Origin of the sequence: Saccharopolyspora phatthalungensis, from assembly GCF_014203395.1 — a bacterium.
Taxonomy (GTDB): domain Bacteria; phylum Actinomycetota; class Actinomycetes; order Mycobacteriales; family Pseudonocardiaceae; genus Saccharopolyspora; species Saccharopolyspora phatthalungensis.
On sequence record NZ_JACHIW010000002.1, the window covers coordinates 632,163 to 651,860 of the forward strand.

At 67.4% G+C, this 19,698-nt stretch carries 22 protein-coding genes and 1 pseudogene; 7 read left to right on the forward strand and 16 right to left on the reverse strand.

Annotated elements, in window-relative coordinates; translation table 11 throughout:
- Nucleotides 1-283 precede the first annotated feature (283 nt).
- The 3 genes from BJ970_RS29730 (at nucleotide 284) to BJ970_RS29740 (ending at nucleotide 3,420) form a co-directional block, all read left to right on the forward strand.
- The gene (locus BJ970_RS29730) at nucleotides 284-805 is read left to right on the forward strand and encodes a hypothetical protein (RefSeq protein WP_184730379.1); all 522 of its coding nucleotides are present in this window, start codon (nucleotides 284-286) and stop codon (nucleotides 803-805) included.
- Between the two features lie 147 nt (nucleotides 806-952).
- Nucleotides 953-2,440, forward strand: a complete 1,488-nt coding sequence (locus BJ970_RS29735) for a bifunctional phosphatase PAP2/diacylglycerol kinase family protein (protein WP_312864540.1) — start codon at nucleotides 953-955, stop codon at nucleotides 2,438-2,440.
- An 83-nt stretch (nucleotides 2,441-2,523) separates the two neighbouring features.
- Nucleotides 2,524-3,420, forward strand: coding sequence for a LysR family transcriptional regulator (locus BJ970_RS29740; protein ID WP_184730381.1), 897 nt, complete (start codon nucleotides 2,524-2,526; stop codon nucleotides 3,418-3,420).
- A 23-nt stretch (nucleotides 3,421-3,443) separates the two neighbouring features.
- Here BJ970_RS29740 and BJ970_RS29745 read toward each other — a convergent pair whose 3' ends face one another.
- From BJ970_RS29745 to BJ970_RS29765, 5 genes are read right to left on the reverse strand one after another with little or no spacing between them, the layout of a single operon-like run.
- Nucleotides 3,444-4,292 carry a carbohydrate ABC transporter permease gene (locus BJ970_RS29745; RefSeq protein ID WP_184730383.1) on the reverse strand — a complete coding sequence of 283 codons (849 nt, stop codon included), beginning with the start codon at nucleotides 4,290-4,292 and terminating at the stop codon, nucleotides 3,444-3,446.
- Between the two features lie 6 nt (nucleotides 4,293-4,298).
- Nucleotides 4,299-5,234 carry a carbohydrate ABC transporter permease gene (locus BJ970_RS29750; RefSeq protein WP_312864541.1) on the reverse strand — a complete coding sequence of 312 codons (936 nt, stop codon included), beginning with the start codon at nucleotides 5,232-5,234 and terminating at the stop codon, nucleotides 4,299-4,301.
- A complete protein-coding gene (locus BJ970_RS29755) occupies nucleotides 5,231-6,079 on the reverse strand; it encodes a metallophosphoesterase (protein ID WP_184730386.1) in 849 nt (282 codons plus the stop codon). The genes BJ970_RS29750 and BJ970_RS29755 overlap by 4 nt, the downstream gene beginning before the upstream one ends.
- Nucleotides 6,076-7,446, reverse strand: coding sequence for an ABC transporter substrate-binding protein (locus BJ970_RS29760; protein WP_184730388.1), 1,371 nt, complete (start codon nucleotides 7,444-7,446; stop codon nucleotides 6,076-6,078). Before BJ970_RS29760 ends, BJ970_RS29755 begins: the two co-directional genes overlap by 4 nt.
- A gap of 26 nt (nucleotides 7,447-7,472) precedes the next feature.
- Nucleotides 7,473-8,573 (reverse strand): ABC transporter ATP-binding protein, encoded by a 1,101-nt coding sequence (locus BJ970_RS29765; protein WP_184730391.1) that lies wholly within the window; start codon nucleotides 8,571-8,573, stop codon nucleotides 7,473-7,475.
- A gap of 366 nt (nucleotides 8,574-8,939) precedes the next feature.
- On the opposite strand from BJ970_RS29765, the gene BJ970_RS29770 reads away from it, so the two are divergent.
- Nucleotides 8,940-9,101, forward strand: coding sequence for a hypothetical protein (locus BJ970_RS29770; RefSeq protein WP_184730393.1), 162 nt, complete (start codon nucleotides 8,940-8,942; stop codon nucleotides 9,099-9,101).
- Here the strand turns inward: BJ970_RS29770 and BJ970_RS29775 are convergent.
- Nucleotides 9,095-9,322: a hypothetical protein gene (locus BJ970_RS29775; RefSeq protein ID WP_184730395.1), complete on the reverse strand. Its 228-nt coding sequence runs from the start codon at nucleotides 9,320-9,322 to the stop codon at nucleotides 9,095-9,097. The two genes, BJ970_RS29770 and BJ970_RS29775, sit on opposite strands and share 7 nt — an antisense overlap.
- 265 nt (nucleotides 9,323-9,587) lie before the next feature.
- A complete protein-coding gene (locus BJ970_RS29780) occupies nucleotides 9,588-10,283 on the reverse strand; it encodes a hypothetical protein (protein WP_184730397.1) in 696 nt (231 codons plus the stop codon).
- A 196-nt stretch (nucleotides 10,284-10,479) separates the two neighbouring features.
- Between BJ970_RS29780 and BJ970_RS29785 the strand changes: the two genes are divergently transcribed.
- Entirely contained in the window at nucleotides 10,480-10,749 is a 270-nt protein-coding gene (locus BJ970_RS29785; RefSeq protein ID WP_184730399.1) for a DUF1876 domain-containing protein, read from the forward strand.
- A 23-nt stretch (nucleotides 10,750-10,772) separates the two neighbouring features.
- On the opposite strand, the pseudogene BJ970_RS38350 reads toward BJ970_RS29785, so the two are convergent.
- Nucleotides 10,773-11,017, reverse strand: a pseudogene (locus tag BJ970_RS38350) (alcohol dehydrogenase); the annotation flags it as partial.
- Between the two features lie 123 nt (nucleotides 11,018-11,140).
- On the opposite strand from BJ970_RS38350, the gene BJ970_RS29790 reads away from it, so the two are divergent.
- The gene (locus BJ970_RS29790; RefSeq protein WP_184730401.1) at nucleotides 11,141-12,148 is read left to right on the forward strand and encodes a sodium:calcium antiporter; all 1,008 of its coding nucleotides are present in this window, start codon (nucleotides 11,141-11,143) and stop codon (nucleotides 12,146-12,148) included.
- Nucleotides 12,149-12,161: 13 nt separating this feature from the next.
- Here the strand turns inward: BJ970_RS29790 and pqqE are convergent, their stop codons facing one another.
- The 8 genes from pqqE to BJ970_RS29830 form a co-directional block, all read right to left on the reverse strand.
- Nucleotides 12,162-13,253, reverse strand: a complete 1,092-nt coding sequence (pqqE, locus tag BJ970_RS29795; protein WP_184730404.1) for a pyrroloquinoline quinone biosynthesis protein PqqE — start codon at nucleotides 13,251-13,253, stop codon at nucleotides 12,162-12,164.
- Entirely contained in the window at nucleotides 13,246-13,527 is a 282-nt protein-coding gene (gene pqqD, locus BJ970_RS29800) for a pyrroloquinoline quinone biosynthesis peptide chaperone PqqD (RefSeq protein WP_184730406.1), read from the reverse strand. The genes pqqE and pqqD overlap by 8 nt, the downstream gene beginning before the upstream one ends.
- A 14-nt stretch (nucleotides 13,528-13,541) precedes the next feature.
- The gene (pqqC, locus tag BJ970_RS29805) at nucleotides 13,542-14,231 is read right to left on the reverse strand and encodes a pyrroloquinoline-quinone synthase PqqC (RefSeq protein ID WP_184730408.1); all 690 of its coding nucleotides are present in this window, start codon (nucleotides 14,229-14,231) and stop codon (nucleotides 13,542-13,544) included.
- A gap of 2 nt (nucleotides 14,232-14,233) precedes the next feature.
- The gene (gene pqqB, locus BJ970_RS29810; protein WP_184730410.1) at nucleotides 14,234-15,127 is read right to left on the reverse strand and encodes a pyrroloquinoline quinone biosynthesis protein PqqB; all 894 of its coding nucleotides are present in this window, start codon (nucleotides 15,125-15,127) and stop codon (nucleotides 14,234-14,236) included.
- An 89-nt stretch (nucleotides 15,128-15,216) separates the two neighbouring features.
- Nucleotides 15,217-15,357: a pyrroloquinoline quinone precursor peptide PqqA gene (pqqA, locus tag BJ970_RS29815; RefSeq protein WP_184730412.1), complete on the reverse strand. Its 141-nt coding sequence runs from the start codon at nucleotides 15,355-15,357 to the stop codon at nucleotides 15,217-15,219.
- Nucleotides 15,358-15,391: 34 nt separating this feature from the next.
- Nucleotides 15,392-17,077, reverse strand: coding sequence for a PQQ-dependent dehydrogenase, methanol/ethanol family (locus BJ970_RS29820; RefSeq protein WP_184730414.1), 1,686 nt, complete (start codon nucleotides 17,075-17,077; stop codon nucleotides 15,392-15,394).
- Between the two features lie 13 nt (nucleotides 17,078-17,090).
- Nucleotides 17,091-17,555: an MSMEG_3727 family PQQ-associated protein gene (locus BJ970_RS29825; protein ID WP_184730416.1), complete on the reverse strand. Its 465-nt coding sequence runs from the start codon at nucleotides 17,553-17,555 to the stop codon at nucleotides 17,091-17,093.
- Nucleotides 17,556-18,241: 686 nt separating this feature from the next.
- On the reverse strand, nucleotides 18,242-18,700 hold the full coding sequence (locus tag BJ970_RS29830) for a CAP domain-containing protein (protein WP_184730418.1): 459 nt from the start codon (nucleotides 18,698-18,700) through the stop codon (nucleotides 18,242-18,244).
- Nucleotides 18,701-18,894: 194 nt separating this feature from the next.
- On the opposite strand from BJ970_RS29830, the gene BJ970_RS29835 reads away from it, so the two are divergent.
- The gene (locus tag BJ970_RS29835; protein WP_184730420.1) at nucleotides 18,895-19,695 is read left to right on the forward strand and encodes an ion transporter; all 801 of its coding nucleotides are present in this window, start codon (nucleotides 18,895-18,897) and stop codon (nucleotides 19,693-19,695) included.
- Nucleotides 19,696-19,698 lie beyond the last annotated feature (3 nt).

Here is a 19,698-nt window from a genome sequence, read left to right on the forward strand (position 1 = left end):
GTCCACGTGCTGTTGGTAGTCCGGATCGATTTCCCCACCCCAACGCGCGTTCTAGTCGAGGTCGGCAGATTGATCGTGAGCCGCCTCGGCGAGCTCGTCTCGGCGGCGGCCACCGCCCTTGCCGCAGCCCGCCCGGCGAGGGACACGGCCGAGCACGACCAACGTCCACCGCTCGTAGTCACCTCGGAACGCCTCGACATGCCAAGTCCCCGTGGTAGGCGGTGATACCCACCGAGTCCGCACCTAGGGAACGTCCCTCCCGGCTAGCAGAACTAGGAGGAACATGAACGACTACGGCACCACTGCCCCGTCGCGACGCTTGCTCGGTGTCTACCTCAACGACCACTTGGCCGGCGCGACGGCCGGCGTGGCCCTTGCACGCCGGATCGCCAAGGCGAACCGCGGATCCGCCTCAGGCCCGCCCACCGCGCGTTTGGCCGGGCAAATCGCCGAGGACCGCGCGGCACTGCTCGGCTTCATGCGCGCCCTCGATGTCCGGGTGAATCCGTTGAAACCGGCGACCGCGTGGTTGGGAGAGAAGATCTTGCGTCTCAAGCCCAACCAGTGGGTGTTCGCCAGGTCTCCGCTCAGCAGCGTGGTAGAACTCGAAGCCCTGCTGATCGGGGTGGAAGGCAAGGACACCGGTTGGCGGACACTGTGCGCGGTGGCAGAGTACGACGATCGCTTGGCCCCGGCGGAACTCGACGAACTGCGCATTCGTGCGCGGCGACAAGCCGAGGAGTTGGAAGATCTCCGAAAACGCAGTGTGCACGGGATCCTCGAACGCTCGGATGCGACCGGCTGACCCGGCGATTTCACTGGCAACCAGCACGTCGATTTCCGTTGAAAACGCCCCATCCTTGCCACCGGGCAAATAGGTGCGGGTTCGGGGCCGCGGCAAACGGGCGGGCAGGAGTCGGGCCCGCCCGCCTACCGCGTTAGTGTGCCATCCGTGTTCAAGTTTCTGCGTGCCGCAAGCAAGCGACTGGGAACCGCTGACCGTGAGTTCGTGCGGTGGTCGGCCACGTTCCCGCGGACAGCCGCGGATCCCGCGCTCAAGCGCCTCACCATGTTGGCCGACCACAGCAAGCTGTGGTTCGCCTTGGCCGTTGCGCTGGCAGCGCGGAAGGGCTCGACCCGGCGCGCAGGATTGCGCGGTGTCGCGGCGATCGCGGCGTCGAGCGCCGTGACGAATCTCTTGGCCAAGCCGCTGCTGCCGCGCCGCCGACCGGCCACCGACCTCCTGCCGGAGTACCGGCGCCTGGTGGCTCCACCGGGCTCCTCGTCGTTCCCGTCCGGTCATGCCGCCTCGGCCGCGGCGTTCACCACCGCGGTATGCATGGAATCCCCCGCTGCGGGTGCGGTTCTGGCGCCGCTCGCCGCGGCCGTCGCATATTCCCGCGTCCACACCGGGGTGCATTGGCCGACCGACATCGCGGTCGGAGCCACCATCGGCATCGGCGTCGGCCTGGCCACCCGGCGGTGGTGGCCGGTGCGCCCGTCCGCGCCCGGTCTGGCTCGACCGAGCGAGCACGTCGCCAAGCTGACCGAAGGAAACGGCCTCGCCGTGCTGGTCAACGCGTCTTCGGGCAATCCCGGCCATGACCCGTCCGCCGAACTGACCGACTTGTGGCCGGCCGCCAAGGTCTTGCGCCTGGACGCGGATGGCGATTTGGTCGAACAGTTGCACCGCAACCTCGACGAGGCGGGCGACAAGATACGTGCGCTGGCGGTCGCCGGCGGAGACGGCACGGTCGCGGCGGCGGCGTCCGCAGCCGCCGTCCGAGGGCTCCCGCTCGCCGTCATCCCGGTCGGCACGCTGAACCATTTCGCCCGCGATCTGGGTGTGTGGAGCCCTCAGGATGCGGCCCGGGCGCTCGCGGCCGGTTCGGCGGTCCACGTCGATCTCGGCACGGTGCGAGTCGACGGTCGGCCGCAGCGGTGGTTCCTCAACACCGCCAGCCTGGGCGGCTATCCCGACATGGTCCGGCTTCGCGAGAAGTGGGAGCACCGCTGGGGAAAGTGGCCTGCCGCGGCAGCCGCTCTCGTGCGGGTCCTGGCCAAGGCCGAGCCGATCACGGTCCGCATCGACGGCTTGCCCCGGAAGATCTGGCTGCTGTTCGTCGGCAGCGGCGGCTACCAGCCGAAGGGCTTCGCGCCGTCGTGGCGCCCGAACCTGCACGACGGCGTGCTCGACATCCGCTACATCCGGGCCGACCTGTCGCTGTCCCGCATTCGATTCACGGTCGCGGCTTTGACCGGCGCGCTGTTCAACAGTCGCACCTACGTTCAGGAAGAACGGGACCGGCTGCACGTCGAGGTGCTCAGCAAGCCGGTTGCGCTCGCGTGCGACGGCGAGGTCTCGGCAACCGGACGTGCCTTCCGCTTCGCCGCGCGCGACGAGGCCCTGCGCGTGTACCGCCCAGAGGATCCGCGCTGAAATCCCTGCTCCTTCCCTTCGCCCGCTGTTCATCCGTTGCTCCACCAGGACCGCTAGCGTGGCCGAGCAGAAGGAGGTCCGACATGGAGCTGCGGCATTTGGTCTCATTTCTGTCGATCGCCGAAGAACTGCACTTCGGCCGGGCCGCGGCACGGCTGCACCTGGCTCAGCCGTCGCTGAGCCAGCACCTGCAGCGGCTCGAACGCTCGGTGGGGGTGGCGCTGGTCGCGCGCAACTCGCACGAAGTCCGGCTCACGCCTGCCGGCGAAACCTTCCGCGAGCTGGCCCGGGACATCGTGACCAGGGCGGAACGAGCCGGACAGGCCGCCCGTGCCGCCGCCGCTGGGCGTTCCGGCACGGTCCGGGTCGGCTACAACTTCCCCGCCGGGCAACGGATCCTGCCCGCCACACTGGCCGCGTTGAACGGCCGCCACCCCGCAATCGACGTGACCATGTTCGAGATGCGGACCGGACCGCAGCTCGCGGCGCTCTCCGACGGGCGGCTCGACGTCGCGATGGTGTACGGCAAGCCGACGGCCACCGACCTCACCAGCCGCCTCCTGCTGCGGGTACCGCTGGTCGCCGTGGTCGGTCGGGAACACCACTGGGCCGGACTCGACCGGGTGCCCTTCGGTGCGCTCGCCGGAGAACCCTGCGTGCTGTTCAACCGGGCACAGTCCTCGGCGATGTACGACACGATCTTCTCCGCCGCGCAGACATGCGGAATCCGGCTCACGGTCGCCCAGGAGGTCGATGACCCCGGTGCGACGGCCATTCTCGCCGCGGTCAAGCCGGTCGTCGGCTTCGCCTCGGCGCTACGGGGTCGGCTCGCCGACACCCGTTGCGCCGGTCCGCGCACCACCTCAGTCCCCCTGATCGATCCGGTACCGATCCTCGACCTCCACGCGGTCTGGCTCACCAAGCACGGCCCGCTCGTGGACGCGTTCCTGGAATGCCTTCCCGCCGGGGTCGAGGAGTGACGGTTCGCCGCTAAAGCGCGTGCTCATTTCAGGCCCGATCGCACGAACGCGTTCACGATGTGCCGTTGCAGCACCAGGTAGAGCGCGAACACCGGAAGGCAAGTCAGCCCCGCGGTGGCCATCAGTGGTCCCCAATCGTTGCCCTCGGTGCCGAGGAAGCTACGCAGGCCCAGCTGAACCACCGCGTTGCTGCGTTGCAGCACCATCGCCGGCCAGAAGTACTCGTTCCACGCCGTGATGGCCAGCAGGATGCCCAGCGCCGCAAGCACCGGGCGCAGCGCCGGCACCACGACTGTCCACAGTGAACCCCAAGAAGACCGGCCGTCCATCCGGGCCGCATCCAGCAGTTCCTTGGGGAAGCCCTTGAGGTGCTCGCGCAGCAGCAACACGCCCAATGCCGAGCACATCGTCGGGATGATTACGCCCGCCAGCGTCTCCAGCAGTCCCAACCGGGCCAGCAGCACGTAGTTGGGCAGCATGGTCGCCTGGAACGGCACCAGCCAGGTCCCGACGAACATCAGGTACAGCAACCGCTGGAACGGAAACGACCAGGCCGCGAAGGCGTAAGCGGCGAGCAACGCGATCAGCAGCTGTCCCAGTGCGCTGAGCACCGCCACGATCCCGGTGTTCAGCAGCATCCCGGCGAGGTCGATCTTGCTGAGCGCGTCGGCGTAGTTGGCGGTGGACAGCGGCCAGGGCAGCACCGACAGCTGGTAGACATCTTCGGGGGCGCGCAACGACGTGGCGTAGAGCCAATAGATCGGGAACACGCAGAACAGGCTGAGCAACCCTAGGACGAGATGGCCCAAGACCCGCTGTGCCGGGCTGCGCGCGCCGATCAGCGCGTCGTGCGCACTGCGCTCAGTCGTCATGGTGGCTCAACCGATCCGCCAGACGCGCCAGCAACGCGGCGAGCACGATGAAACCCAGGAAGAAGATGACCCCGGCCGCCGCGGCGAGCCCGGCGTCGTGGCTGCGGAACCCGTACTCCCACAACAGGTAGTAGAGGTTGGTGGTGGAACCAACCGGGCCCCCTGGGTGAGGGTGTCGATCAGCGGGAAGGTCCACTGCGCGGACAGCAACACCGTCATCAGCACCAGGAACGCCAGCGTCGGCGAGAGCAGCGGCAGCGTGACCCACCGCGTGATCTGGCCGCCCGAGGCCCCGTCGACCTCGGCCGCCGCCGCGTAGTCCGGATTGATCCCGGTCAGCCCGGCGGAGACGACGAGCACGGCGAACCCGACCACGTGCCACCCGGTGATCACGATGATCACCAACTGCGCGGTCCCGGTGGTGTTGATCCAGTTCAGCTCGGTGCCGAGCAGCCGGTTGACCACACCGGCGGTCGGGTCGAGCAACCACTGCCAGACCGCGGCCCCGGCGACCGGAGCGACGAGCATCGGAGCGAACACCAGGCCGCGGTAGACGGCCGCGGCCCGGCCGCGTACCCGGCGGGTCAACAGCCCCACGATGACCGGGATCAGCACGGTGAACGGCAGCATCCCGCCGATCACCGCGAGGGTGCGCAGCACCGACCCGCCCAGTTCAGACGTGGTCAGCAAGCGAACGTAGTTCGCGAACCCGACCTCCCGCATGGGCGAGGTGGGCACCAGGTTCCAGGAGTGAAACGACAGGTAGAACGTCTGCGCCAGCGGCTGGTAGGTCCACACCACGAGCAGCACGACGGCAGGCGCCAGATAGAGATAGGGCGGCGCGATCCGCCGCAGTGTGCTCCAGCCCGACCGGCGCGTGGCGGGCGCAGTGACCGCGCCCGCCACGCTCGGCACCGGGACCTCCACGAAAGTGCCGGTCACCAGGCCCCCACGATCTCGTGCACCATTCGCAGGCGTTCGGCCGCGTCCACGTCATAGACCCGGTCGGCGGTCGACAACGGCACCGCAGTGGCCACAACCTGGTCGCCGAAGACGTCGATCCGGCTGAACCCGGCGTCCGCGCCGGCGCACAGTCGGCCCCTGGGCGGGACCGCGGCCACGCCGTAGGCGAGCGCCGGGCCTACCCAGACCGGGATGCCGGCCAGCGCACCGCACCCGGCGTGGTGCGCGTGCCCGCTCAGGATCAGCCGCACATCACTCCCCCTGAGCGCGTCGGCCAGCCGGTCCGCGGCACGCAACCGGAGCAGGTGCACAGTCGGCACCGGCGACGGCAGCGGCGGGTGGTGGATGACCAGGATGGTGCCCCTCGGCGCCGGCGTGGCCAGGACCTCGGCGAGCCAATCCAATTGCGCGTCCGACAGGTGACCATCGTGTTGGCCGGGCTCGCTGCTGTCCATCGCCACCACCCGGAGACCGTCCACCGCGCGCACCGAATCGCAGTCGGCCGTCGATGGTCCCTCGTCGAGCAGTTCGGCGCGAAACGCCTCGCGCTCGTCGTGGTTTCCCATCGCATAGACGACCTCGGCACCGAGCCGTCGTGCGGCAGGCGCCACGATGCCGCGCAGCCGCCGGTAGGCCGCCGGGTCGCCGTTGTCGGCGAGATCACCGGTGAGCAGCAGCGCCGCCACGTCGGTCCCGGAGCTCTCCACCATCTCCACGGCCGTGATCAGGTTCGCCGTCGTGTCGACGACGCCGTGCAGCAACCCGTCCGCCGATCGCAGGTGCGTGTCGCTGAGCTGGACGAGCGTGAGATCTGGACGAGTCACCGGCCACCGCCCGGCAGCAGCTTGGACACCTCGGCCTGCTTGGCCCGCAGCGTGCTCGCCGCGTCCGCGCCTTGGAACACCGCGCTCTCGACGGCCTGCATCATGCCGTCGCGGATCTGCAGATAGTTGGGCCCCGGCATGGACACCCACGGCTCCATGCTGGCCAGCTGCGTCAGATTCGGCTTCAGGTAGGGGTTCTTGTCCGCCCACGGCTTCAGCCCGTTCGGGTCGTCGACCAGACCCGTGCGCAGCGGCAGGTAACCGATCTTGCTCGCGATCGTGGTGTAGGCCTGCTCGCTGGTCAGGAACTTGATCAGCTCCCAACTCGCGCGCTGCTTCTCCGGTGACTGGGAGAACACGAACAGCGCCGCACCGGAGTTCGTCGTCACCTTCGGTTTACCGTCGAATCCCGGCATCTCGGCCGCGCCCAGCCGCCATTTCCCGCTGGCGCCTTTGAGGAAATTGCCCTGCACCGCGCTGGATTCGAGAATCATGCCCAGCTCGCCGCGGGCGAAGGCTTCCACCGCCTGAGTCTGGGTGCGGTTGGGCATCGCGCCGGAGCGCACCATGTCCTGCATGCTCTGCACGGCCTCGACGGCCGGCGCTTCCGCGAAGCCGAGCGAGCCGCGATCCGCGGACACCACGCGGCCGCCATTGGAGCGCACCAGCGCCTGGAAACACCAGTCCTTGGCCGCCTTCGTCAGGCAGTCCACGTAGGCGCCGTCCTTGCCGGTGCGCTCCTTGACCGCCTGCGCTGCCTGCTGCACCTCGCGCCAGGTCGATGGCGGCTTGGCGGGGTCCAGGCCGGCGGCGGCCAGCAAGTCCTGGTTGAAATAGAGCGTTGGGGTGGAGAAGACGAACGGCACGCCATAGGTCTTGCCGTTCCAGTCGCCGAGCGTCCGCGCGGTGGGCGCGTACGGGTATCGTGCTCCGTCGAAGTTCCGCTGCACCTCGTCCTTGCCGACCATGTCGTCCAGGGGCACGGCGCCGAGCTGGTTGACCGTGAAGTCCAGATCGCTGAAGCCCAGTTGCGCCACGTCCGGCGGGTGGCCCGCGGTGAGCTGGCTCTGCAGGCTGGGAATCGTGTCCGTGGCCGGGTTCGCGCTGTTGCCCTGCGGCTTCTGCGCGGTCACCGTGATGTTCGGGTGGGCCTCCTCGAACTCGTCGATCAGCTCGTTGAAGGTGTCGGTCCAGGCACCGGCCTGGCCGAAGTTGTAGCTCTCGAAGACGATCGAGACCTTCTGGTCGGGGGCAAGCTCGGGCGCCCGGCTCACCGCCTTCTGGGTGTCGGTGGTAGCGAGCCCGCAGCCTGCGGCGGCCAGCACCAGCGCCGTCGCCGCGCCCACTGCGGCCAGGGACTTTCTCATCGGGTTCTCCTTGTCCGGAAGGGAAATCACACGGCAGCGGTGACCGGGGCAGGCCGCCAGGCCAGCCTGCGGCCGCTGCCGGGGTCGAAGAGATGCAGATGCTGCGGACGGGCGGCCAGGTCCACCCGGTCACCGGGCCGGAGGCCGAGCGGCCGGGGACCGCGCACGCAGATCGGGCTGGCGCCCACCTCGCAAAGAGCGACTTCCTCGCTGCCGAGGTTTTCCACCGCGGTGACCACCGCACGGATGCCGGCTTCGGCCGGCACGGCCGGTTGCAGATGTTCGGGCCGCACGCCGACCACCACCTCGCGCTCCGGCAACTCGCCCTCGATGCCCAGCGCGAGCTCGACACCGCTGGCCCGCGCTATTAGCGCACCGCTTTCGGCGCGCGCGGTGGCGTCCAGCAGGTTCATCGCGGGCGACCCGAGGAACCGGGCGACGAACACCGATGCCGGTTCGTCGTAGACCTCCGCCGGGGTGCCGACCTGTTCGAGGCTGCCCTCGTTGAGCAAGGCGATCCGGGTCGCCATGGTCATGGCCTCGACCTGGTCGTGGGTGACGTAGACCATCGTCGCGCCCAGTTTCCGGTGCAGCGCGGAGATTTCCGCCCGCGTGGTGGCCCGCAACTTGGCGTCCAAATTGGACAGCGGCTCGTCCATCAGGAACGCGCCGGGATCTCGCACCAGCGCCCGGCCCAATGCCACCCGCTGCCGCTGACCGCCGGACAGTTCGCGCGGCTTGCGGTCGAGCAGCTCCCGCAGGTCGAGGGTTGCGGCCACCTCGGCGACCTTCGCGCGGATGGCGGCACGGGGCCAGCGGCGGGCGCGCAGCGGGAAACCGATGTTGCGAGCCACGGACAGATGCGGGTAGAGCGCGTAACTCTGGAAGACCATGGCGAGGTCACGCTGCCGCGGTGGGGTGTCGGTGATGTCCGCGCCGCCGAGCCGCAGCCGTCCCCCGCTCGGCGGCAGCAGCCCGGCGATCATCCGCAACAGCGTGGATTTTCCGCAACCGCTCGGGCCCAGCAGCACCAGGAACTCCCCGTCGGCAACGTCCAGCCAGACGTCGTTCACGGCGGTGACCGAACCGAATCGGCGGCTCACCCCCTGCAGTTCAATGCGGCTCACTGCGCACCTCTCGCCTCTCTCGGCGGGTTCCCGCCGAACGGGGCTCAGTGCAACAGCGGTTCGTATACGCCGGGTGAACGGCCCCTGCCGCCCACCGATCGATCGCGCCACGAAAACGGCCGCAACCAGCGGAAAACGTCGTTTTCACGGGAGTCGAACCGGCGCCGACGATTGGAAAACGCAATCAACCGAGTGCGTCCGCCGCTGGCCGCCCGCGACCAGCGCCGAGCAACCGGCGCTGATCAATGCGCGAATTGCTCATGTTTGCCTGGTCGACGCATCAGGGAAGGCCTCATGAGGAGACGGCCGGTCAAGCTATGGAGCCAGTCTTGCGCCCGGCATCGGCATGAGAAGGGAGAAAGCTTCATGACACGGAGAAAGGAGACGACGGTGGGGATGCGTCTTCGCGCCGAACTTCGCCGACTCAGGATGGCCGGCCAGTCCCCGATCACGCCGAAAGGGGCTCCGAGCGGCTACGACCCGCTGCTGCACACCGGTCCCCGAACGCCCCCGGACTCCATCTATTGATCTGGGCGCGAATTCGTCGGCCTCGCCGCGCTCGTCGGGTCCGGGGTCACGACGTTCGCATCTTCCAGACGCCGTGCTTGCCAGATAGCCTCGGCGGGCGGCTGATTCCACCGGACCATGCCCAGGGACGCGTAGGTCTGGTCCAGGCTGCGATAGATCCCGTCCAGGACAGCGGCGGCCATGACGCACGTCAGCGAGGACTCCCCGTCGGATCGTTGCACGCGCGCCGTTTCTTCGAGCGCTTGGTCGCTGCGCCCCGCTGCACTCGTCGCTGACGACGTCGTCCCGTCGCTCTCCGATCGGCAAACCATCGGCTTTCTCGGTCGCGCTGCCATCCTCACCACCGTCCTCAAAACAGGACGGTAGCCGCACGATCGATCACAGTCAACCTAGAAGTGACTCGCGCATAGGTCAATGCAGATCTGAAACAGGCTCTCATGAGCATTGTTTGCCAGTAAGTGAACGACGAGTAGACCTCGGGTGGGCTCAGTGCGCGAACGCCGCACCCCGGGCCTGGACCCGGTCGACCTCCGGCCGGTACAGCATCAGCACCGCCGCGTCGCCGACCCACACCGCGAACGCGATGCCGGTGACCAGGCCCGCCACCACCACGAACTGGCCGGACAGGTAGAAGGAGCTGACTCCGGCGACCAGCCCGATCAGGGCCACGACGAAACCGAACCAGCCCACCCACGGCGCGAGCATCTCGCGACGCACCATTGCGGCCCCGGCCGTCGCGGCGAACAACGCGACCAGCAAGCCGAGCGGCCCGAGCGAGAACCGGTGCAATTCGGCGAGCACGAACACGGTCGACTGGCTTGCGATCGCCACGTTCCGGGTCATCGAGGCCAGCGCGGCCACCGGGAGCATGCTCACCACCGTCACCGTCGACAGGCCCACACCCGCGGCGAACACCACCGGGGAGAACGCCTCCACGCCGCCTTCTGCGCGCTGCAACAGGTGCCTCAGATGCCCGACAAACCACAGGAACACCACGCCGGCTAGGGTCGCCAGTAGCGCGGTCAGCAGCACCGTCCCCCGGTTCGCGGCGATGTAGAAGAAGGTCAGAACCGGTTCTTCGGCTGTGGGCGCTGCCGGGTGAAGCAACAAGCTGACCAGCAGCAGCACCGCGGCGACCAAACCGCTCCCCGCACCCATGCGCTCCCATGTACGTTCATTCATCGCAGCCCCCTCGACTCGAATACCGCGAGCCCCCGGGTACCCAGACCTGAGGGTGAACCCAACCCGGCGCTGAGCCGACCGCGCACCAGGTGTCAATCGGCTCTGCCTCCCGGCCTCACGATTCGCGATGCTTTGCCCAGCGGGGTTGATCCGGCCCACGGCTAACGGCCCCAGGAGCGGATGGCGAGGATGGGCGATGGTTTCGATGAAGCACTGGACTGTCGACGTCTACCTCGACGAGGATGTCGACCACACGCACGCCGAAGCGCGGTTGCGGACGCCGGACGCCGGAGATCTTCGCGCCAAGGGATCGGCGCGACGTAACCCGGAAGACCGGAACGTACCGGAAATCGGGGACGAATTGGCCGCTGCGCGGGCGTTGTTCGAATTGGCCCACCGACTGCTCAAAACCGCCCAAGCAGACGTCGAGAGGATGACGGGCCAACCTGCTCATCTGCACACATAGCGAGCGTTTCAAAAGTCGCACCCTCACCAATTCCGCAGCGATTTGGTCAGGATCTCGGCGATCTCGTCCGCGCCGACCTCCCTCGGGCAGGTCGCCAGCAGTCGTTGCTGTTTCAATGTGCCGAGCACTGGTCCGGGGCGAGCAGCTCCGCCGCCCGCTGGTGCCGTTGCGGCGCCGAGGAGAAGGTGAACCGGAACGCCTCCGGCGCGGTCAGCGACACCGCCATCCTGTGCGGTACGAGCGGTTCGTCCGGCGGATAACCGGCGGGGAGCCATGCGGAACCCGCCTGGCTGGTTCAGAATGCCCACGATGATCCAAGGTGGACGGTCGCGCCTCCCGAAGCGTCTTCGAGGCCCGGCCGTTTCGGGTGGGACGAGGAGGCGCTTCCGGTATGGCCTCGATATTCATCTTCATCGCCGGGGCGCTGCTGCTGGTGTACAGCGCCGAAAAGCTCATCGGCTACCTCGCCAGAGCCGCGCGCGGCCTCAACATCTCCGTGTTCTTCCTCGCCATTGTCTTCACGGGCATCGAGTTCGACGACATCGTCTTCGGAGTTGCGCTGAACTTCGAAGACCTCCACGATGTCGCGCTCGGTCTCGTGTTCGGAACCGCGATCTCCTACACCGGGATCGTGCTCGCACTCGCCGCGATCCTGACGCCTATCGCGGTGTACGTGCCGCGCGACTACATCGCCATCTTCGCCGCCGCACCGCTCGTGACGGGCGTTTTCGCGCTGGCCGCCCCGCTCACCCTCGTCGACGGCGTGCTGCTACTCGGTCTCTTCGCACTGTTCGTCGCATACATCGTCGTCCAGGAGTTCCGCAGGCAGACGCCGACCTTCCGGAGCACGGAGGTTTCCGAAGAACTGGACGAGGGGACGGCGAAACCCTCCTCCGCGCCGGTGCCGTCCGCCCAAGCACGCAGGCTTCCCGGTTGGGCCAATCTGGGGTTGGCGGTCCTCGCGCTCGCCGGCCTGATCATCGGTGCCGCGACCATGAGCGCCGGAACCAAGGGAATTCTGGAAACCTACGGGATCGGCGGCACCGTCTTCGGCGCGACCATCGTCACCATCGCGTTGAGCCTCGAAGACATCTTCCTGACGGTGGAGCCCTTCCGCCGGGGCGTACCGGCGATCGGGATCGGCAACGTCATCGGAAGCCTCGTCTTTTCGGTCACGGCAAAACTCGGCGTCATCGTCGTCTCCGGCGGCAGCATCGCAGTGGGACCGGAGGTGCTCAGGTGGCATCTGCCGGTCCTCATCGTCGTGACAGTCCTCGCCGCGTACTTCCTTTACACGGGCCGCCTACGGCGATGGCATGGTTACGCGCTGCTCGGATGCTACGTCGTCTACTGGGGAATCAGCTTCGCCCTCTTCGGAGAAGCTCCCGTCAGCTCTTAACGACTCCAGCCCGTCACCGCACGCGGCTCGGATGCGGTCGAGGGGTGAGCACCTCTTCGCGGGGCCGAGCGCCCTCGTTGGCGGCGCGCACCACCTCGGCCACGATCTCGTGGTCGGGCGAGAGGATGCAGACCGGGTCGGTGCGGGCCGCGTCGCCCGTGAGCTGGAATGCCTGGCAGCGGCACCCGCCGAAGTCGATCTCGCGGCGGGCGCAGCTGCGGCACGGCTCTGGCATCCAGTCGGTGCCGCGGAAGCGCTGGAACAGGGGCGAATCCGTCCAGATCCAGGCCAGGGACTTCTCGCGCACGTTCGCGCGGGGCAGCGGGAGCTGGTGCGCGGCCGGGCAAGGCAGGGCATCGCCGTTGGGCGTGACGGTGAGCTGTCGTTTCGCCCACCCTTCCATGCAGGGCTTGGGGTACTGGCTGTAGTAGTCGGGCAGGACGTAGCTGATCTCCATGCGTCCCGCCAAGCGCGCACGCTCGGCGCGCACGACCGCCTCCGCTCGTTCGATCTGCGGTCTGCTCGGCAGCAGCGCGTCTCGGTTGCGCCATGCCCAGCCGTAGTACTGGGTGTTGGCCAGCTCGACGCGGTCGGGGGCCAACTGCTCGGTCAGCGCGATGATGTCGGCGATCCGGTCGATGTTCTGCCGGTGCAGGATGATGTTCAACGTCAGCGGCCAGCCCAGCTCCTTCACCAGCCGAGCCGCCGCGACTTTGCGGTCGAAGGAACGTGTTCCGGCAATGCGGTCGGACTGGGTCGGCTCATGGGCCTGGATGCTGATCTGCACGTGGTCGAGCCCGGCCGCTTTGAGCTGCTCCGCACGGCGCGGTGACAGACCGAGCGCGCTCGTGATGAGGTTGGTGTACATGCCGAGTTCGCAGGCACGCCGCACGATCTCCACCACGTCCCGGCGCTGGAGTGGTTCACCGCCCGACACGTGGAGCTGCAGCACACCCAGCTCGCGTGCCTCGCCCAGCACCCGTTGCCACTGCGCCGTGGTCAGCTCGTCGCCGTAGTCGGACAAGGTGAGCGGGTTGGAGCAGTACGGGCAGTGCAGCGGGCATGCGTAGGTGAGTTCGGCCAGCAATCCGTACGGGCTAGTCATCGTCGACCTCCACGCACCGTTTGGTGGCGAGCCTCGTGAGGAAGTGCGTCACCTCGTCGCCGGCCACCTGGTGGTACCGGCCGCGTAGTGCCGTCACGATCTCGTCGACCGTCCGTCGTCCGTCGCACAGGTCGAGAATGGCCGCGCCCGTCGTGTTCAGGACCGTCACCGACTCGGGCCCCAGCAGCATGTACTGCTTGCGCACCCGGTCGAAGCCCAGGCGCACGCGATACGACAATCTTGGTCGGCTCGACGACCGTACTGACGTGCCCATCGCTGACTCGGTTCTCAGTCCGGATAAGCATGGTCGATGGCATCGAGAATACTCCAGAGCACGTCGCACTTAAACGAAAGCGCCGCCACGGCACGCGCCTGTTCCTCGGCGGACCGGCAGTGTTCGGTCACCACCCGCAGGGCGTGCTCGGAGTCGCGGGGAGCCTGCGTCAGGCGGGCCCGGAAGTACCCGAGCCCGGCGCGGTCGATCCACGGGTAGTACCGCTCGAACGCGGCGAGGCGTTCGGCCATCAGATCCGGCGCGAACAGCTCGGTCAACGAGGATGCCACCGCCTCGACCCACGGCCTCGTGCGGGCGAAGGTGACGTACGCGTCGACGGCGAACCGTACTCCGGGAAGGAGATGCTGCCCATCGCACACTTCCTCGCGGGACAGCCCGACCGCCTCGCCCAGGCGCAACCAGGCATCGATGCCGCCGCCTTCTCCCGCCGTGCCATCGTGGTCGAGGATGCGCCGGATCCAGCGCCGACGCACCTCGCGGTCCGGACAGTTGGCCAGGATGGCCGCATCCTTGCGGGGGATGTTCTCCTGGTAGTAGAAGCGGTTGGCCACCCACCCTTGGATCTGCCGGCGGCTGAGGCGCCCGGCGTTCATCTCGACGTGGAACGGGTGCTGGTCGTGGTAGCGCCGCGCCTGGGCACGCAGCGCCGCGACGAAGCTGTCGGTGTCGGTTAGCGTCGGCACGGCTAGATCTGCACCTCCAGCCCGTCGGCGGCCACTTCCATGCCGCGGTCCTCGACGGCGCCGCGCTCGGGCGCGTCGTCGAGCAGGATCGGATTGGTGTTGTTGATGTGCACGTAAATCTTGCGCTCGATGGGCAGCGATGAGAGTTGTTCGAGGCTGCCTCCTGGACCGTCGATCGGCAGGTGCCCCATGTCGCGCGCAGTCTTCCCGGCCAGGCCGAGCCGGATCAGCTCATCGTCCTGCCAGCAGGTCCCGTCGACGAACAGGCACGCGCAGTCGGCCAATTGCGCACGCACCGCTGTAGAAAGCTCTTGCATGCCCGGTAGATACACGGCGACCCGACCGCTGGCCTCATCGGTCAGCCGGTAGCCCACGACCCGCCCCGGTGCCCTCCCGGCCCCGAAACGACTCCGCTTGGTGGTGGGAACGTCGAAGGCCCGGTAGGACAGTCCCGCCCCCAAAACCACATCCGTACCGGCAACGACCTGCCGCCACTTGACCGTGCAATATGCTTCAAGCGTCCGGAGAATAGCCGTCCCGTCGCACAATGTGTCCCGCACCGCAGGAGTCGCGTGTAGTTCTAGTTCCCGCCCCTCCCGTAGCAGCAGCAGGCCGAGCGTGTGATCGAGCTCCGCATCGGTCAGCAGCACCGCCCGCAGCGGCGACGCTCGGCCGTTGCCCGGCTGCAGCGCGGGAAAGGACTCGATCTGGGCGCGGATGTCGGGCGAGGCGTTGAACAGGAACCAGCGCCGGTAATCGGCGCTCACCGCGATCGCCGACTGGGTGCGGGACCGGCAGGGCCGGGAGCCGTCACGGACGGCACGACAGGCCGGGCAGGCACAGTTCCACTGCGGGAAGCCCCCTCCCGCCGCCGAGCCGAGCACCCGCACCCACATTCCGGCTCCCCACGCCTCGGAGTCCGAGACCCGCGCCGGAGGACCGAACGGGCGCCGGTCTCCTTATTCCGGCGCCCGTAGGTCAACTGCTAGTCCTCCAACCGCGAGACGTACATCGTCACCTCGGACGTGCACTGCAATTCCTCGAACTCGGGAGTCTCCCATTCGACTTCTTCGAACTTGGGCGGCTCCCAGTCGAGGAGTTCACGCCGAGCGGCAACGGACTTCATGACAGCACCTCCTTTCCTCGGATCCCAGGTACGACTAGTCCTGCGGCAGCGCGAAGACGAACAGGGCGTCTCCGTGGGGTGCCCCGAGCATCCCGGGAAGGAAACCTTCGACCCAGCTGCCCCACCCGACCGGCACGGCGATGTACTGCCGTCCGTCGACGCTGTAGGTCGTCGGGTTGCTGTGGTGGCCGCTTCCGGTCTGGAACTGCCACAACAACTCGCCGGTGCGCGCGTTGAACGCGTTGAATTCCCCGGTGGGTTCGCCGGCGAACACCAGATCGCCGCCGGTGGCCAGCACGGACGCGCACATCGGCACGTCGTTGCGCCAGCGCCACGCCTCCTGACCCGTGGACGGATCGAAGGCCGACACGGACCCCGCCATGTCGTCGGAGTCCACTGTGACGCTCGCGCCCCAGTAAGGAATGCTCTCCTTGAACTCCCGGCGCCGCCGCGTGACCTCCGCACCGACGTCCTGCACCGGCGCGTAGAGCAGCTGCGTTCTCGGGCTGTAGGCCGCGTGCGTCCATTCCTTGCCCCCGGCCGGCCCCGGCCAGAAGTGGACCGGTTCCCCCTCCTTCTCGGGGTAGATCTTGGGCGTTACCGTGCCGTCCGGGTCGATTTCGCCCCAGGTGACGCGGTCGACGAAGGGCGCTACCCGGACCAGCTCACCGTTTGTCCGGTCGAGGACGAAGAAATACCCGTTCTTGTCGAAGTGGGCCAGCAGTTTCCGCCCGTCCTGTTCGAACAGGATGTTCTCCATGGTGCTGTCGTAGTCCCACAAATCGTGTGGGTTGTACTGGTAGTGCCAGCGAATTTCGCCGTTGTCCGGGTTCACCGCGATGACGCTGTCGGTGTAGAGGTTGTCGCCCTCGCGAACGCCTCCGTCGAAGTCGGGCGCCGGATTTCCGGTGCCCCAGTAAAGGAGATTCAGCTCCGGGTCGTAGGTGCCCGTGACCCAGCAGTTTCCACCACCCCGCGTCCACGCCGGACCGTCCGGCCAGGTTTCGGAACCGCGCTCGCCGGGTTTCGGCACGGTGTAGGTCCGCCAGACGTGCCGTCCGGTCTCGACATCGAAGGCGTCGAGGTGGCCGCGCACGCCGAATTCCCCGCCGGAACTGCCAACGATGACCAAGTCCTTTACCACGAGTGGAGCGACCGTAGCGCTCTCGCCCGCTCGCACATCACCGTAGGTCATATCCCAGACCAAGTTGCCGGTGACGCCATCGAGCGCGATTACGTGGGCGTTCAGCGTGACGACGAAGACCTTCCCCTTCGCCACGGCGACCCCGCGATTCACGTTGCCGCAGCAAAGCGAGGTGTCGTATGGGACTTCGTGCTTGTACCGCCACAGTTCCTGCCCGGTTCCGGCGTGCAGGGCCCAGACCCAGCCATCCCAGCCCGAGACGTACATGACTCCGTCCACGACGATCGGAGCGGCCTCGAACGAGTAAGTCGAAGGGCCCGCGTGCAATCCGGCCGAGCCGGACTGGAAGACCCACGCCGGCGCGAGGCGGTGGACATTCTCCGTGTTGATCTGGTCCAGCGGGCTGTAGCGCTGCCCGTCGTAGGCGCCGTAATAGGTGAGCCAGTTCTGCGGTTCCGAGCGGGCCTGGAGAATGCGTTCGTACGTGACGTCCTGAGCCACCGGCGGCGCGTTCCCGACCACGCCGCTCAGCGTCGCCTGGCTAACCGCATGCCCTGCCTGTACGTATTCCGTCATCACCCGCTCCTTTCTATGGTCTCGGCTGGGCCGGACGGTCGAGGCGGGCCTCCTGCGGAACGTCGCCGAGCACCGCGATGACCCCGATCAGGCCGCGTCCTTCATCGTTGCCGATAGGCGACGTGTACCAGTAGTAACCCGGGCCATCGAGGTTGAGACTGGCCGTTCCTCGTGATTGGACCGGCAACCAGATGAATTGCCGGTCGCCATTGCTCGGCAACAGCGCGCAATGGGTGTTCTGGTCATCGTTGATGATCTCGAGCTCGAGGTCGCCGCCGCGGGGCATGACGAGGATCGAGGGGTCCCAGACCAGCTCATCGAGCGGGATCCGGATCCGGCCGTGCATGCGGCCGTCGGCTCCTTCCTCGGCGTACCCGAGGCCTCCGTGGGCGACGAGTCGACCCAAAATCGCCTTGTTCTGCTTGTCCAACCCAAGCTCGCTCACCAGTACCGATAGCTCCACCGTGCTGGTCGCCATCGGATTCACCTCCTAGTCCCGAATCTTCGCCGCATACCGATCGCAATTCCCGCCGAAACGTGGTCGCGTATTCATCTCTCGTCTCGACCCCGGATGCCGATGGTCGCCGACGACGGCTGGGTCTTCACCGCAGGAACGAGCAATCGTTTCCCGACCGGCCCGCCGGCTGCGCGGCGGCTGCTGGTGGCTCAATGCGATCGGAGGTATCGAGAACTTCCCGGGAAGGCGGGAAGAAACATCACCGGGCGAGCACGTCACCCTGGCGTCCCCAGTTGATCCTCGCCGGCCTCTCGCGAGAGTCGACCAAGCGGGGCGACCGGATAAGGCCGCACTGCCGCCAATATCGGCTGCACCCCACGCAACCGATACGCATGTCGACCTTGCCTGGGCCACCCGACACCTCCTCGGTCGCGTGGATCCCATCGCAGGTGAAGGATAACTCTGCTACCGCGCTTTGGTAAGCCGGACCAACCAGGACCCGCGCGGCCTCAGCAGTCGGCGAGCCCCGCCAAGGCCACATCGGCCGCATGCGTGGCCGATTCTTCGGTCAATTCATCGGCGAATCGTGGTGCCGACGAGAACTGCCAATTCGTGGCGGCAGGATCATGCATTCTGCGGCGCACTTCTATAACGGTGCCGACACGCGGCCTAAAGTGGTCCAGTCCTCTCCGCCCGGCCCGTTACTCCTAGCGTCCGAAGTCCTGCGTCCAGTAGTAGCCGTTGGCGTCGACGGAAACGCCGATGGTCTTGAGGGAGCAGTTCAGGATGTTGGCCTTGTGGCCGTCGGACTTCATCCACCCGTCCATGACCTCCTGGGCGGTCTGGTATCCCTTGGCGATGTTCTCCGCGCCGGGCGACGGATAGCCGGCGTTGGTGATGCGCTGCGAGAAGGACACACCCTCGGGCGTGCTGTGTTCGAAGTAGTTGCGGCTGGCCATGTCTGCACTGTGTCCTGCGGCGGCCGAGGTGAGCCGGGAGTCAGCCTTGACTGCGCCGCAGCCCGCTTTGGTCCGGGCCTTGTTCACCAGCGAGACGACCTGATCCTGCGTCGAAGGCGACGCCACCGCTGCGGGGGCCCAGACGGCGGCGCCGATCAGCAGAGCGGCGGTAACGATTACGGAGCGTTGCAATTTCAGGGTATTCATGCCCGCGCAAGTTACCCCTATCGGATGAGATCAAACCGTTATACGTGGAATTTGTCACTCTCCGTGGTCACGGTAGGTAGCGACATACCCACTGCGGGCCGTGCGCTGCGTGACAGTCCGGTCATCGTGCGCAACACGCTTCCCGATACATTGATCGAAATCTTGTCGAGCACGGTCTTGCCTGGAGTCCTGTCGTGAGCACGCGCGAACGCGTCCGCACGCTGGTAGATGCGCCGATCTTCCAGCACGTAATCATTGCGGTGATCCTGATCAACGCAGCCACGTTGGGGTGCGAAACCGCTCCGGCCCTGGTGGCCACCTACGGCTGGCTGCTGCACGCGGTGGACCGCACCGCGCTGGCGATGTTCGCCCTCGAACTCGTCGCCCGCTGCTACGGCTACGGCTGGCGGTTCTTCCGCGACCCGTGGAACTGCTTCGACGCCATCGTCGTCGGCATCGCCCTGCCGCCCACCACCGGCGCCTTCGGCGTTCTGCGGGCCTTGCGCATCCTGCGCACCTTGCGCTTGATCTCGGTGATTCCGAGCATGCGCCGCGTGGTTAGCGCGCTGCTGGCAGCAGTGCCCGGCATGGCCTCCATCGGCGCCCTGCTCGTGTTGATTCTCTACGTCGGCGCGGTGATCGCCACCAAGCTGTTCAGCACGATCGCTCCGGAGTACTTCGGCGACTTCGGCAACTCCCTTTTCACCCTTTTCCAGGTCATGACCGGCGAAGCCTGGTCCGAAGTGGCCCGCGCCGTGATGGCCGAGGAACCCCTCGCCTGGATCTTCTTCATCGGCTACATCGCCATCACCACGTTCACCGTCCTCAATCTCTTCATCGCGGTCGCCGTGTCCGCGATGGAATCCCAAGTGAGCCGCGAACGCGAAAGCGGCGGGGACGACGGCGAAAACGTACGTCAACTGCTCGCCGAAATCCGCGAGCTCCGCGCCGAGGTACGCAACCTCCGGGTCGGCGAACCCGTGAGGCACGCCTGACAG

Bases quoted from the DNA above. Each gene is read 5' to 3' on its own strand.
- pqqD (WP_184730406.1), bottom strand. From the start codon at position 13,527: ATGGGCACGTCAGTACGGTCGTCGAGCCGACCAAGATTGTCGTATCGC.
- BJ970_RS29825 (WP_184730416.1), bottom strand. From the start codon at position 17,555: ATGGCGACCAGCACGGTGGAGCTATCGGTACTGGTGAGCGAGCTTGGG.
- BJ970_RS29770 (WP_184730393.1), top strand. From the start codon at position 8,940: ATGACACGGAGAAAGGAGACGACGGTGGGGATGCGTCTTCGCGCCGAA.
- pqqE (WP_184730404.1), bottom strand. From the start codon at position 13,253: ATGACTAGCCCGTACGGATTGCTGGCCGAACTCACCTACGCATGCCCG.
- BJ970_RS29760 (WP_184730388.1), bottom strand. From the start codon at position 7,446: ATGAGAAAGTCCCTGGCCGCAGTGGGCGCGGCGACGGCGCTGGTGCTG.
- BJ970_RS29820 (WP_184730414.1), bottom strand. From the start codon at position 17,077: ATGACGGAATACGTACAGGCAGGGCATGCGGTTAGCCAGGCGACGCTG.
- pqqA (WP_184730412.1), bottom strand. From the start codon at position 15,357: ATGAAGTCCGTTGCCGCTCGGCGTGAACTCCTCGACTGGGAGCCGCCC.
- BJ970_RS29730 (WP_184730379.1), top strand. From the start codon at position 284: ATGAACGACTACGGCACCACTGCCCCGTCGCGACGCTTGCTCGGTGTC.
- BJ970_RS29745 (WP_184730383.1), bottom strand. From the start codon at position 4,292: ATGACGACTGAGCGCAGTGCGCACGACGCGCTGATCGGCGCGCGCAGC.
- BJ970_RS29830 (WP_184730418.1), bottom strand. From the start codon at position 18,700: ATGAATACCCTGAAATTGCAACGCTCCGTAATCGTTACCGCCGCTCTG.
- BJ970_RS29740 (WP_184730381.1), top strand. From the start codon at position 2,524: ATGGAGCTGCGGCATTTGGTCTCATTTCTGTCGATCGCCGAAGAACTG.
- BJ970_RS29790 (WP_184730401.1), top strand. From the start codon at position 11,141: ATGGCCTCGATATTCATCTTCATCGCCGGGGCGCTGCTGCTGGTGTAC.
- BJ970_RS29780 (WP_184730397.1), bottom strand. From the start codon at position 10,283: ATGAATGAACGTACATGGGAGCGCATGGGTGCGGGGAGCGGTTTGGTC.
- pqqB (WP_184730410.1), bottom strand. From the start codon at position 15,127: ATGTGGGTGCGGGTGCTCGGCTCGGCGGCGGGAGGGGGCTTCCCGCAG.
- BJ970_RS29785 (WP_184730399.1), top strand. From the start codon at position 10,480: ATGGTTTCGATGAAGCACTGGACTGTCGACGTCTACCTCGACGAGGAT.